Origin of the sequence: Candidatus Lariskella endosymbiont of Epinotia ramella, assembly GCF_964019805.1 — a bacterium.
Taxonomy (GTDB): domain Bacteria; phylum Pseudomonadota; class Alphaproteobacteria; order Rickettsiales; family Midichloriaceae; genus Lariskella.
Window position 1 is genome coordinate 1,579,470 of sequence record NZ_OZ026472.1, and the last position, 13,402, is coordinate 1,592,871.

At 32.6% G+C, this 13,402-nt stretch carries 11 protein-coding genes and 1 pseudogene; 2 read left to right on the forward strand and 10 right to left on the reverse strand.

From position 1 onward, the window contains the following. Window positions 1–36: 36 nt before the first annotated feature. Window positions 37–1,587: an ankyrin repeat domain-containing protein gene (locus tag AACL20_RS06775; protein ID WP_339052140.1), complete on the reverse strand. Its 1,551-nt coding sequence runs from the start codon at window positions 1,585–1,587 to the stop codon at window positions 37–39. Between the two features lie 402 nt (window positions 1,588–1,989). On the opposite strand from AACL20_RS06775, the pseudogene AACL20_RS07075 reads away from it, so the two are divergent. Further along, window positions 1,990–2,109, forward strand: a pseudogene (locus tag AACL20_RS07075) (hypothetical protein); the annotation flags it as partial. A 73-nt stretch (window positions 2,110–2,182) separates the two neighbouring features. Here the strand turns inward: AACL20_RS07075 and lgt are convergent. The 5 genes from lgt to thiE all read right to left on the reverse strand — a co-directional run bounded on the left by lgt (window position 2,183) and on the right by thiE (window position 6,892). Continuing rightward, window positions 2,183–2,980 (reverse strand): prolipoprotein diacylglyceryl transferase, encoded by a 798-nt coding sequence (gene lgt, locus AACL20_RS06780; protein WP_339052702.1) that lies wholly within the window; start codon window positions 2,978–2,980, stop codon window positions 2,183–2,185. Between the two features lie 628 nt (window positions 2,981–3,608). Continuing rightward, window positions 3,609–4,493 carry a bifunctional hydroxymethylpyrimidine kinase/phosphomethylpyrimidine kinase gene (gene thiD, locus AACL20_RS06785; RefSeq protein ID WP_339052141.1) on the reverse strand — a complete coding sequence of 295 codons (885 nt, stop codon included), beginning with the start codon at window positions 4,491–4,493 and terminating at the stop codon, window positions 3,609–3,611. Beyond that, on the reverse strand, window positions 4,490–5,452 hold the full coding sequence (thiL, locus tag AACL20_RS06790) for a thiamine-phosphate kinase (protein WP_339052142.1): 963 nt from the start codon (window positions 5,450–5,452) through the stop codon (window positions 4,490–4,492). The genes thiD and thiL overlap by 4 nt, the downstream gene beginning before the upstream one ends. Beyond that, window positions 5,436–6,257, reverse strand: coding sequence for a hydroxyethylthiazole kinase (gene thiM / locus AACL20_RS06795; RefSeq protein WP_339052143.1), 822 nt, complete (start codon window positions 6,255–6,257; stop codon window positions 5,436–5,438). Before thiM ends, thiL begins: the two co-directional genes overlap by 17 nt. Next, the gene (gene thiE, locus AACL20_RS06800; protein WP_339052144.1) at window positions 6,251–6,892 is read right to left on the reverse strand and encodes a thiamine phosphate synthase; all 642 of its coding nucleotides are present in this window, start codon (window positions 6,890–6,892) and stop codon (window positions 6,251–6,253) included. Before thiE ends, thiM begins: the two co-directional genes overlap by 7 nt. A 1,176-nt stretch (window positions 6,893–8,068) precedes the next feature. On the opposite strand from thiE, the gene AACL20_RS06805 reads away from it, so the two are divergent. After that, entirely contained in the window at window positions 8,069–8,740 is a 672-nt protein-coding gene (locus AACL20_RS06805) for a queuosine precursor transporter (protein WP_339052145.1), read from the forward strand. A gap of 544 nt (window positions 8,741–9,284) precedes the next feature. Here the strand turns inward: AACL20_RS06805 and AACL20_RS06810 are convergent. From AACL20_RS06810 to AACL20_RS06825, 4 genes are all read right to left on the reverse strand, one after another. Further along, the gene (locus tag AACL20_RS06810) at window positions 9,285–9,518 is read right to left on the reverse strand and encodes a BolA/IbaG family iron-sulfur metabolism protein (protein WP_339041317.1); all 234 of its coding nucleotides are present in this window, start codon (window positions 9,516–9,518) and stop codon (window positions 9,285–9,287) included. 19 nt (window positions 9,519–9,537) lie between these two features. Further along, the gene (gene efp / locus AACL20_RS06815) at window positions 9,538–10,098 is read right to left on the reverse strand and encodes an elongation factor P (protein ID WP_339041319.1); all 561 of its coding nucleotides are present in this window, start codon (window positions 10,096–10,098) and stop codon (window positions 9,538–9,540) included. Between the two features lie 324 nt (window positions 10,099–10,422). Then, window positions 10,423–11,130 (reverse strand): response regulator, encoded by a 708-nt coding sequence (locus AACL20_RS06820; protein ID WP_339041321.1) that lies wholly within the window; start codon window positions 11,128–11,130, stop codon window positions 10,423–10,425. A gap of 901 nt (window positions 11,131–12,031) precedes the next feature. Further along, window positions 12,032–12,852, reverse strand: a protein-coding gene (locus AACL20_RS06825; protein ID WP_339051669.1) for an IS5 family transposase whose coding sequence is annotated in 2 segments (ribosomal slippage) — window positions 12,032–12,465 and window positions 12,465–12,852 — 822 coding nt in all. Because the reading frame shifts where the segments join, the coding sequence is not laid out codon by codon here. Between the last annotated feature and the right edge of the window lie 550 nt (window positions 12,853–13,402).

A 13,402-nucleotide genomic window follows, 5' to 3' on the forward strand; every position in this document is an offset into this window, starting at 1 on the left:
AAATCAATGTTTGGCAGAGGGACTATCTGCACATCGTTACAGATCATAATGAAGCAACACGTTGCTATCATCATAATGCTCTTGTTCATCAAGAATTGAACGCGCATTATCTTGCGATTGTGGTTGTGTGTTATACAAAATTGCTTGTTCAATTTGCGCACTGTGATCAGATGTGTAGAACAGATTAATAGTGTCTGTTTGCTCCTGTGTTGTTTCAACAATGTTAGTGTAACCTTTTTCTATGGCCATACGAAGCGGTGCCTTGCCGTCTTTATCCTTTATTTCTAAAAGCGCCGCAGCTTTATCATCAGTCGCAGAAACTATTGCTTTAACAACATCAGCATCCTCTTTTGCTACAGCAGTACGAAGCGGCGTATCACCATATTTATTTTGTGTTTTTAAAAGTTCTATAGCTTGATCACCAGCTACAGCAGTATGAAGCGGCGTATCATCATATTTATTTTGTGTTTTTAAAAGTTCTATAGCTTTATCGCCAGCTGCAGAAAGCATTGCCTTAACAATCTCAGCATCCCCTTTTGCTACAGCAGTACGAAGCGGCGTATCATCATATTTATTTTGTGTTTTTAAAAGTTCTATAGCTTGATCACCAGCTGTAGAAAGCATTGCCTTAACAATCTCAGCATTCCCTTTCGCTACAGCAGTACGAAGCGGCGTATAACCATATTTATTTTGTGTTTTTAAAAGTTCTATAGCTTGATCACCAGCTACAGCAGTATGAAGCGGCGTATCATCATATTTATTTTGTGTTTTTAAAAGTTCTATAGCTTTATCGCCAGCTGCAGAAAGCATTGCCTTAACAACATCAGCATCCCCTTTTGCTACAGCAGTATGAAGCGGCGTATAACCATATTTACCTTGTGTTTTTAAAATATCGCCAGCTACAGAAAGCATTGCCTTAACAACATCAGTATCCCCTTTTGCTGCAGCAATATGAAGCGGCGTATAACCATATTTATCTTGTGTTTTTAAAAGTTCTATAGCTTTATCGCCAGCTACAGAAAGCATTGCCTTAACAACATCAGCATCCCCTTTTGCTACAGCAATATTAAGCGGCATATAACCATATTTATCTTGTGTTTTTAAAAGTTCTATAGCTTTATCGCCAGCTACAGCAAGCATTTCTTTTACAATATCAGCGCTGCCTTGCGAAGCAGCCAAATGAAGTGGCGTATAAAGTATGGCAACACCAGACTGTAATGACGATGTCTGTTGTGTTTGTAATAATTTCATTGAATCTACGCCTTCTGCTGAAAGCATCACCTTAATAATCTCCTGCATGTTATCATAAATTGCAAGTTCAAGCGCGGTCAATCCATGCTCATCTCTAATTGATAAAAGCTCTTGAGCTTTATCCTCAGCTGCGGCAAGTATTATTTTAACAATATTAGCGTTGTCTTGCGAAGTAGCGATATGAAGTGATGTTTGACCTAATTTCTTTGCATACAATAAGTTTAGCTTATTATCCTGTTGCAATATTTCTTCTACTAGCGAAATATTACCTTCGTGAATTGCATGATGCAGGTCATCGTGACTTAAATTACCGACGCTTATTTTTGTCTTAGACATATATGTAACTCCATCAAGAATTGAAAGACGTACTTTAAGATATGCTTTTAAGTTGCATATACGTTACATAAATTCAACATATGTAACGCATTATTAGTTGTGCGCGATAAGGCAGCAAATATATCGAGTAACGTGCAGTTTAACATTCGTATCTTAAGCGTGCAATGAGAAAATATCTTATCTATTCAGCTATTTGCAAAGTAATTTTAGTATTCTAGCATGTTATCATGTGATATAAGAAATTTGGCTGAACTTATGTTTAATATAAGAAAATGTTCTATTAGCGAATGTAAATTTAAAGAATTAATTGAGCCAGCCGTTCATATTAAGATGGCAAGAAAAAATGGGAGGGCAGTATTATGGCACCGTTAACAGTACCATCTACTAGAAGTAGAATTTTTAGCAGATATATTTAATTGCATAGACCACTGTTTGCATCTAAACTCAAAAATCATTATTGACGATTTAGATAGGCTTGATACAAAATTTAGCATATCTGTTTTTTGCAATTTTTTCTGCTAGACTTTCGGCGTACCAGCTAATCTTGAAAGAACGTAACAGTCTCATCATATAAAAGTACTTTAGTTTGCGAGTTCTACATTTTGTGTTTCAAAAGTAGATTCTTCCAAATTATATATCCACCTATAATAAACATTGGAAATGTAACTAGCTGCCCCATAGTAAAGTTTTCTAGTATGAATCCTATGTGAGAGTCTGGCTCTCTATAATTTTCCACTATACTTCTCGCTAAAGCATATAATATTAAAAAAATTCCAGATGTTAAACCACTCCTATCTCTGATAGCTTTATAAGAAAAGCAAAGGTTTAACAGGAAAAACAATACCACTCCTTCCAAAAGCGCTTCGTATATCTGGCTAGGGTGTCTTGGAGCTCCGCTAGTTCCTGGAAAAACTACCGCCCATGGAACATCCGAGATTCGGCCATATAACTCCGCGTTGATAAAATTTGCTATACGACCAAAAAAAAGACCAATTGGTGCAGTGCAAGCTATCAAATCCGTTATATGAAAAAAATTTAGTTTATGTATTTTGGAAATTATATAAAGTGCAATAATGATTCCGATAAGACCACCATGAAATGACATACCGCCATCCCACGTTTTTAATATATTAATTGGATTTTCCACTATAATAGTTGGCATATATATTATAACATAACCAACCCTGCCTCCTATTATAACACCCAGTACACAATACGTAGCTAAGCTATCAAGAACACTCGTAGTTAAATCTTCGTAATTATATTTGCGGCTTAGCATTTTTACAAAATAATATCCGATTATAAAACTAATCATGTATGCAAAGCCGTACCACCTTATCTCCAGCGGACCAACTGTAAACATTATAGGATCTATATTTGGAAAGAGAAGCATATATAACAAAATCTGTTTATTATAACGCAATATTCTACTGGTCGATAGATGCATCCTAAATAAGTATATTTATAGGTTACTATACTTAGTTATATTTCACAAAACTGCGTCGTTAACACGCTTCTTATCTATTCTGTATATATCACACCAATTCTTCATTCATAAAGCTCTTTTTGAAGCCCCACTTCATATATAGCACCGTTAACAAAATCATTGCGTAAGCCTTTTTTGCTTCACTTTCCATATTACTTCGTTAATTTCTTTACAAATTGTAAAAGTATATTACACGCAGGAATTAACTTGTACTCTAAAAAATCAGGCTCAAAAACCTTTACATAAGTACTTAGTTAATAGTGCAATACATAATAAATATAAGCTATTCATTGATCAGAAGTATATCTCTCTCTAATACATGAAGAGTTGATATTGAACTTGTGCACATATGAAGTTAGATCTCAAAAAGAGCTAAGAAGAACTAAGGAAGCACGTGTATAATCATCAATATATAATGAGCGATCTTTCACGCGTCAATTTTGAAAAGTGTGACGAGTATACGTATAGTATTTATTTTAATATGATAAGAGCATAGTAAAGATATCATACTCAATGCTATTTTATTTAAAAACACTCATCCTCTTCTAAATTTTTCTATATTCTTTGTATATATTGAACTTACATTATTATCTATTTGGCTTTTATTATCGCTATATATTTTGTGTATAGTAGGCCAAATATGATAAAAATGATGAACTGGACCGTTTCCCTTGCCAATTTTATATTCTGCAGAAGCTTCTATAGCTTCCGAGAGATATTTCTTGGCTACTCTACATGCTTCTTGTACTGGAAACCCCAAAGATAAACAAGCACAAATTGCAGATGAGAGCGTACATCCTGCTCCGTGTATATTGTTAGATTTTACTCTTACTCCTGTTAACCAAGTTTTATTTCCACTTCTTTCCAATAGTAGATCACTAGAATCATCACTATCTAAACGCCCTCCTTTCAGAAGCACCGCCTGTGGTCCAAGCATCAAAACATCTCTTGCAATAGATTCCATATCATCAACTCTTTCTGCAAGCACGTATGCTTCCTGAAGATTTGGAGTAACTACTGTTACAAGCGGTATTAACTTACGCTTCATTATATCTATAGCTGTGTCTCTAAGCAAGGTATCTCCACTTCTTGCAACCATTACAGGGTCGAGGACTATAGGAATATTTTTTGCAAATTGTTTTAAAAACTCAGTCACTATTTCAATTACTTCCGATGAGAATAACATACCTATCTTAATGCTGTCTGGGATGATATCTTCAAATAGTACTTCAAGCTGTGCAGATATACTTTGTGGTGGAATACTAAAGCAAGTATTCACACCACATGTATTTTGTATAGGCATAGCTGTGAGAATACTCATTCCGTAACAACCAAATGCAGCAAAGGTTTTGAGATCTGCTTGAATCCCCGCTCCTCCAGAACAATCAAATCCGGCAATTGATAAACATTTGTACTTCATACTATTTCCCCAAAGTGGTAAAAAGGCTGTAATTGAAGTGATCTACTAACATTTTTGTGTATAAATTTTACACAATTATCTTTTATAATTTCCCCTATGATTATAGGAGTATAGCCAAAACTTAAACAAAATTTTTGCGCCATTTCTTTATATTCAGAGGCAGATACGGTAAATAATAGACCATAATCTTCTCCACCTATTAGTTGAGTTTTAGTACATTCCATTCCTAAGCTCTTACAAGCAGCCTTAAACTCCTTTTCATAATGCAATTTATCCAAATCTATTTGTGCTCCAACACCTGAACTTTTGCATAGCTTGTTTAAATCAAGGTATAAACCATCTGATATATCCATCATACTTGTTATGTGTTGCATCTGTCCTAAAAACTTTCCTTCTGCAACACGAGCAATTGGTCTTAAGAATGCCTCTTTAAAATTGTCAAAACCTGGCTCATGTTTTTCAAGATAATGTAATCCTATATGTGCATATCCTAAATTTCCAATAACGCATATAACATCACCTATTTTTGCTGTGCTGCGAAGTTTAATATTAGATTCTGGAGCTTTACCAATTAACGTAACACTAATAGACATTCTCTCAGCAGATCTTGTCGTATCTCCACCGATTAAAATAACGTTTGAAGCTTTGCATGCTTTTGCAAATCCTATTATGAATGTATCTGCGTATAGTGCATAGTGTACAGGAAGAGCTATTCCAAGCATAGCATACATTGGAGATGCTCCCATTGCTGCTATGTCGCTTAAATTAACGTGCAATGCTTTATGACCTACGTTTGCTGCATCGTGATATCTAATCCTGAAATGAACATCTTCTATGAATAAATCTTTAGTAATGACATAACTTTCATTTTCTGAAAATTGTATTACTGCCGCATCGTCTCCAATATAATCTGGAAACTCATTTTTGAAAAATTTTATTATACTAGCTTCGCTCAACATAAAATCGCCTCATATCTTCAAAATCTCCGCCGTATATTTCATCTATAAAATGTGTTTTAAAAATTCCTGGCTTTTGTGACTTGACATACGCTAAATTTGCGCAAAGCCCAAAGTATAACATTGCAATCTTAGTTGCTTCGAATCGATCTTCTATAACTGTCTTAAATGCGGCTATGACAGCTGTCACTGCACAACCCATGCCTGTTATGAGTTGCATTATATCTTCTCCTGATACTATAAGTTCAGACCTTGTTTCATCTATAATAAAATCTTCTTTTCCACTGATAGCAACACAGCACTTAAGAGAAGTTACAAGATGCTTTGCTATATCAGTCGCATCGGAAACCTGATGGACTGAATCTACTCCAAGTATTTTTTTATTTTGTTGATCGTCCTGATTAGAGTTGTCTTTTATACCATGAAATAATGCTATTATCTCACTGGCGTTCCCACGAATTATATCAGAGTATTTCGCAAACTTTACTGCGTTTTTAGTTCTAACTAAACTTGCTCCCGCTCCTACTGGATCCAGCACTAGTGGCTTATTATAATCTTTACTTGCTTCTGCAGCAACATCTGCCATCTTTATGAAATCTTGATTTAAAGTTCCAATGTTAATGTTAATTGCGCTGCTGATTTTTACTAATTCCACAATCTCGCCACTATCACACGACATTATTGGCGATGCTCCAAGTGCTAGCAGTGAATTTGCGACAAAATCTACTGATACATAATTTGTAAGACATAAAATCAATGGTTTTCTTTTCTTAATTTGCTCTACTGCATTCTTAACTTTTTCTAACATATATTTTGCTGATTCATATTGATTAAATTTAATAAGCTTTCAATAGTTTTTTTAGGATTACCTGACGAGTGTATAGCACTAATCACAGCAATTCCATCAACACCAGTTGCGATGACATCTCCTGCGTTATGCTCTGCAATTCCGCCTATTGCAACTATCTTGTGCTTGGAAGCAACTTTCAATTTTTTCAATTGCTCAATCCCTATGACATGAGCTACATCTGGCTTAGTTTTTGTCTCAAAAATTGCGCCGACTCCTATATAATCTATAGGCATGTTATTCGCAACTTCTAGCTCTGCTACTGAACCTACAGATAATCCTATGATTTTATCCTCTCCCAAAATGTTTCGAGCAAGTTTAGGTTCGCAATCAGTTTGTCCTAAGTGTACACCTGATGCTCCTATTCTTTGTGTTATATCAACTCTATCATTTATAATAAGCGGTATCTTATATCTTTCTAAAATCTCCTGTACTGATTCTGCGAATCTAAATGACTCATCATCCCAACTCTTTTCTCTCAATTGTATAGAAGATACTCCTGATTCTATGCATAGTTCTATGAAGCGTAAGTATTCGTTTATACCTTGTACAGTTTTATTAGTTACCAGAACCAACCTCAGGAAATTGTCTTTCATAATTCTTATACATTGTTATGATTTTAGTGATCTCTAAATGATTTTTGACCAATGATGTGCATGAGGTAGGTAGCAACATTTGGTAAGCAGTGAAAATTGCCTGTAGTCTTAATGAGAGTTTTATAAACTTGTTTAGAATTCAAGGGCATCATACTTAAGCTCACAAATGTAACCATGGTAGTTTAGTTAATAAAGCTTATGTGTTTTTACTACATCCAGCATTGGTATCTTCACAACCACTTGCATCTGACAATTCACTCTACAACATGATTAATACGCAATACCCTTTGGCTATTTATTAATAATAGTCTTAAAATTAATAGCATATATAATTTATGCTCAAATTACTTAAGAATATAATGATTAAATTACAAATTTAATAACTTGGATTGATCAATATTCATTCCGACACAATAATTTTTATAAGATGCCCCTACCTTATCTCTCTTCATTTCTTTTTTATGAGAGAAGAGGCAATTTTTGGAAGCAAAGAGTTTGAGAATATTTAATTAAATAGGCTCTAAGTTTTCTTGTTCACCTACTATCTCATTTGATTATAGAACTCAACGCTTATGTCAAATCTTCAAGCTTAAGCCTAATACGAAATGTTATAACAAATAGTCTATAGAAGTTTTATAACACTAAGCCAAAAATTGTAATTATTATTTATAATGAATTAATAGCGCAATGCACGCTTTAAGTGTGCTTGATTAAATCAGATTTTATTCGAATGTGATGATATGTCAAGCAAAAGAATAAGATTTTATATATCGCTAAATAATGGCTTAATATTACACATCAAATAAAAGAAGAATGTTAAATAAATACTGAGCTTTTGATTTTTTATCCAAATTCATAATTAGAGCTTTTATAATGAAAAACTTGATCAATATGCATTAAGATAGTATTGAAGGACTAAATATGAAAAGCTGGTCTTTATTATGTATGGTGCTGATAACAAAGTGTTTGTATGATGATTTTTAGGACATGATCTTTTAGAGTACAAGTTAATTTCTTAGCTTAATACTTTTACATATTTGTTTCACAATGACTTAAGTTAACAGTGCCATATACGAAGTTAGACTTCAAAAAATGGAAACGCATTGTCATAAGAAACATTTTAAATACGCTAATTTGCAAAGTATGACGAGTATATAGCATAGACTGGATAATTACATGATTGATAAAATATATGTATCGCTTTGTACAATATTTTCGATACTTGTTGTACTAAGCAATTTAGTGTATCAAAAATTTGTAGTATTGAACTTATGGACTTATCACACATTTGAGTTGTCTGCTGGTGCAATATTGTATCCAACAGCTTTTTTAATAACTGATTTGATAACTGAGTTTTTTGATAAACAGAAAGCAAAATTCTGTGTCACGCTAGGCATTTGTATTAATATTATGGTTGCTTTTATCATACTAGGTGTAGATCTTCTTCCAGCAACTAGTTGGTCCATGATCGATACTACTACTTTTCATAGTATATTTGCTGCATATACCTGGACATTTATAGGATCAACTTTGGCATGTTACATATCTCAGATATTGGATGTCATGATATACATAAAGATCCGAAAAACTACGGATGGAAAATATGTTTGGTTGAGAAGTTGCTTGAGTACAGGAATTTCATTGTTCATAGATACTATGATTGTAATGGTATTTTTTATGCTATTTGGTGTAATGCCAAGAGAACAAGTGCTAAAAGTCATAATGCATAGCTATATGTTTAAATTATTATTTGTAGTACTAAGCATGCCTGCTTTCTGTGGAGCAGTTTACTGGATTAAGTGGATTATTAGAAATGATAAAGATAAGTTATCTGAAATAGTTGCATAATACAATTCTGTTTAATTTAGGAAGTAGGATAAATATAGCTAAAACAGTATAAAACAGGCGCGCTAAACTTTGCAAAATGCTTATGAGCTTTACGCTTGCAAATGAAGAGTTGACATTTCTGATTTTGATATGAAGCTATATTTCAAAAAGAGCTAGAAAGAATGGAAAACACTTTCAATTGTCTTTACTATTGCGCTGCCAGCAACGTGCTTATATAGCAGGCACCGCACGCCCAAAAGTCTCGAAACAAGTATGAAATGGTGCCACGAGCGTCAAAATAGCACTTTAAATCCGTAAAAAAATGTTATAATAAACGCAAAAACCTTACGGATTTTGTGAAAATAGTGTTTGCGCGGCACAGAACCAATTAATATATCCAAAAATTAGCACATGGCCTAATCCTGGGCTAATTTTTGCGCATTTCACTTCTCCATAAAAATTGATTTGCTTGCGCAAAATCAATTTTTGGCGGACTGACTATCTATAAACCAGTTAATTTATAACACAAGCTACATATTTTTTTTTATTATCCCGCTTTAAGCTTTTAAAGCTTAGGCTCAGTTTTTAATACTAGAGCATGCAAGCCTTCAGAAAATGGTTCTTGCAGAGCTTTATAAACTGCTTTATGCTGAGCTACTCTCGGCATTCCATTAAATTGAGCAGATCTTATACGAAGTTCGAAATGATTTTGATCTCCAACCACATCTTCAAGTTCAATTTCTGCATCAGGAAAGTTTTTTACTAATAATCTTATAAGATAGTCTCTAGAAAATGCCATAATATTTTATTCCTCCAATTTATGCTCTTTCAACATATTCTCTACTCTCAGTTTTTATCACCACTTTATCACCTTGATTCAAAAATTGTGGCACCATAACTCTTACCCCGTTATCTAGCACTGCTGGTTTATATGAAGATGTAGCAGTCTGTCCTTTAACAACAGGCTCACATTCTCTAATCTCTGCAATTATTGTATCTGGTAACCTAACTACTACAGGTTTTCCTTGATAAAAATCAACAGCCAAAATTAACCCATCTATAAGAAACGGAAGTTGTTCACCAACCATCGAAATTGGAATATTTATTTGCTCATAGCTTTCAATACTCATAATCCATATTGAATCACCATCTATATAGAGATATTGAAAGTCATACGTTTCAAGATGTACTTTTTCAACAAACTCGCTACTTCTAAAGCGTACGTTGTTTTTAATTTTTCCATCTATATCTTTCATCTCAACTTGTACATAAGCACCACCCTTACCAGGCTGAGTATGCATAGTCTTTGCTACAACCCAAAGTTTTCCATTATATTCAATTATATTTCCTACTCTTATACTATTTGAATCTATCTTCATTTTATAAAATCTAACAACTCCAATTAAATAAAAAATTTGCAGTATAAAAATACAAGATGACTACAATTAGGTTCAAATTAGGAAAAAGCAAACGGCTGTGCTTATCTCTCCGATTCACATAACATAATTACAACAAAGTAGCACATGAAAAACTCATATAGCACACAGCACCTATAAATCTAATAAACCGCACTACATTTTAAGAAGATTATAACAACTAAATATAATCTTAGCAAAGCAAAACTGAACATAAATGCGTATGTCAATCTCAGCAGCGAAGCAAGATCACATATTTTCTTAATTTAAAAAGATACTTTATAGTTGTTATTTTTTATCTGGAGGTTGCAATTTATAACCAACAAGTCTTACAGTCTTAATACATTCTTTCCCGCACGCTTTAAATAAAGCTTTACGTAATCTTGTCATATGTACATCAACAGTTCTTGGATCTACTACTACTTCTATACCCCAGATTTTTTCTATTAGTTCATTTCTAGAGAATACATTTCCTGGATTTTCCATAAGAATTTGCAATATTTGAAATTCTATTGGTGCAAGTTTTACTTCAATACTATTGCAAGTCACAGCATATGTATTCAAATCCATAACTATGCCGTTGAACTGTAAAGTTTTTTCTGCAATCGCTGGTCTTATCCTTCTTAGTACAGCTTTAATCCTCGCTATTAGTTCTATAGGAGAAAAAGGTTTTGTTAGATAATCATCAGCACCTCTATCAAGTCCTGCCACTTTATCTAGATCTTGATCCCTTGCAGATATCATGATAATTGGAATATTTGCAGTGTCCGGATTTGCCCTAAGAGCCCTACAAACTTCTATTCCATGCTTAGAAGGTAGCACCCAGTCTAACAAAATTAGATCAGGTTTTGAAGAGTATACCCACTGCAAGGCTTCCTCTCCATCGTTTATGATATTTACGTTATATCCCTCCTTCTGTAGATTATACGCTATTACTGTAGCAAATGATTTTTCATCTTCTACTATCAGTATTGAAAGCCTTAAATTTTTATTCATCGCAATTTATTCTTAATTAAGTTGTTGCCGACGACTTCACATTGATTTTTCTAAAATAACAATCACTAACTTAGATTGCAAATTAAAACTCAATTTATAATGAGACGCATTGTGCACATTAATATCAGCATTACATACCAAAATTTAGTAACTGATCAATAATCATGCTCTATATCAATTGCAAATATAATCGCTATATATATATTTGCAATGCTATAACGGAAATATTAAAATTTTTCAGCGCTTATATACAAGTATATCAAAAATATACCGAAACACTTGCAAATATGCCAATTTATAAAATAGTGAATCCTCATGCCGTTATATATTTTATAACACAATTTCATTCAAATAACTAAAAGTACTAAGTTACAAATTTCTCATACACAGAAACTCTATGTATAAATAAAGAAAAGATTTCCTAGTTTTATAAACACTGCATAAGAGTTTAGATTTACATATCTAATGCTGAGTGTACTCATCACACTTTTCAAAATTTGCGTTGTCAAAATACTATAGATATTATTTTGTATACAAATGCATCATTCTTCCTAGCTCTTTTAAAGTCTAACTTCATGTGCACATAATAAATACCAATTTTTCATTTATCATAGGTATACATCTCTAAAGCAAGCTATAAGCATTTCTAAATGTGTTCGCATACAATTTTATATTATGCAAATAATAATTTAAAAAATAAAAGAATAGTAAGATTTTATAATAGTAAAAAGTATAGTGTTATTTATATATTACAATTTTATTATAGATATTAAAATTTAACCAATATATAATATTAAATTCTTACTCTATAAAATATTAATTAATAACATCAGTTGCTACAATAATGAGAGGTTAATGTGAAATTGAAATAATTTATCAATAGACCTCTTGCATAACCTATTTAAAGCTCAAAGTTATAGATACCAGCAAGTAAATTAAACCTTAAACCGAATCGTTTTCTTCTGTTCCTATAACGATCAGCGATAATTTTAAATCGTTTGATCATGCCTATGACGTTTTCATTTAAAACACGTTCACTAGACAATTGACGATTTTTCTTTTTATCTTTCCTGCTTAGTGGTCGCTTTTTTGTCTTTTTCTTTGGTAACTCTGAATTATAATGCAACTTATCAATGCCTTGATAACCAGTATCTGTAAGAACTTTAATCTCAGGGTGGATGTGAACTCCGGATTCTTTAAATAACCTGAAATCATGACGCTTGCCATTAGAAAAATTAGTGCAAATGATTTCTTTTTTCCTTTTATCCACAATAAGCTGAGTTTTTAGAGTATGTCGCCTCTTTTTTCCCGAATAAAAGTGCTTCTGTTTTTTTTAGGTCGTTCTATCGGTGTTTCAGTAGCATCAATTAACACAAGTTCGTATTCAGAATCGCTTTTTAGTAATGCTTTACGTCCAGGTAGTGAAAATCGTTTATCTTTAATTAGAGTATCTTCAATCCAACGTATATTACGATAACAGGCACTTTCACTTATTCCATAACTGCGGGAAATATGAAAATATGTCCTGTATTCACGCAAGTACTCAAGCGTCATGAGTAATCGATCTTCTAAAGCCAATTTATTGGGTTTTCCACCTTGAGACTTTAAAATAGCTTCAGCTTCTTTTAATATACTTAGTATAACTTCAAACGTTCCTCGTTTAATGCCAGTAAGCCTGCGAAACTCTTCTGCGTATTCATCTTTGATGTTTTCAAACTTCATGTTATCCTTGATAAAATCAAGGATTTTAATCAATTTATATGGTTATGCAAGAGGTCTAATATAAGAATTTTATATAAAACAGTTGTGTATACTATATAAAACCATATTTTTATTTGTGATAATATGAATGGCAAACTTGTACAGTTGGAATTATTGAGAGATATAGCATTACAACACCAAAACGTAACTACATGAAATTCTGCCTTACTATAGATGTTAGAAACTATGTTGATAACTTATCAATTAATTGTTCAATAAATAACCTATAATATTAATAGGACAAAATACGTCTTTAATTTTCCACAAATTGTATCCATTATAAACAACTATATCAGATAGTTACTAGTTGCTAATAAAAGATATAAACATATGTTAGCAATGTTCATAAAAATAGCTTATCAACATATCATTAACATCGTATCATTCTGTCACATGTTATATATTTATTGCTATTTCAAGTATAACTATCAACTCAATATAAAAAGTTATTAACATATACATTGTTATTGTTGATAAAAACTGAATAACTAGTAATCAACAAATTAACATA

Coding starts and splice junctions, on each gene's coding strand:
- AACL20_RS06775 (WP_339052140.1), bottom strand. CDS start 1,587: ATGTCTAAGACAAAAATAAGCGTCGGTAATTTAAGTCACGATGACCTG.
- lgt (WP_339052702.1), bottom strand. CDS start 2,980: ATGCTTCTCTTTCCAAATATAGATCCTATAATGTTTACAGTTGGTCCG.
- thiD (WP_339052141.1), bottom strand. CDS start 4,493: ATGAAGTACAAATGTTTATCAATTGCCGGATTTGATTGTTCTGGAGGA.
- thiL (WP_339052142.1), bottom strand. CDS start 5,452: ATGTTGAGCGAAGCTAGTATAATAAAATTTTTCAAAAATGAGTTTCCA.
- thiM (WP_339052143.1), bottom strand. CDS start 6,257: ATGTTAGAAAAAGTTAAGAATGCAGTAGAGCAAATTAAGAAAAGAAAA.
- thiE (WP_339052144.1), bottom strand. CDS start 6,892: ATGAAAGACAATTTCCTGAGGTTGGTTCTGGTAACTAATAAAACTGTA.
- AACL20_RS06805 (WP_339052145.1), top strand. CDS start 8,069: ATGATTGATAAAATATATGTATCGCTTTGTACAATATTTTCGATACTT.
- AACL20_RS06810 (WP_339041317.1), bottom strand. CDS start 9,518: ATGGCATTTTCTAGAGACTATCTTATAAGATTATTAGTAAAAAACTTT.
- efp (WP_339041319.1), bottom strand. CDS start 10,098: ATGAAGATAGATTCAAATAGTATAAGAGTAGGAAATATAATTGAATAT.
- AACL20_RS06820 (WP_339041321.1), bottom strand. CDS start 11,130: ATGAATAAAAATTTAAGGCTTTCAATACTGATAGTAGAAGATGAAAAA.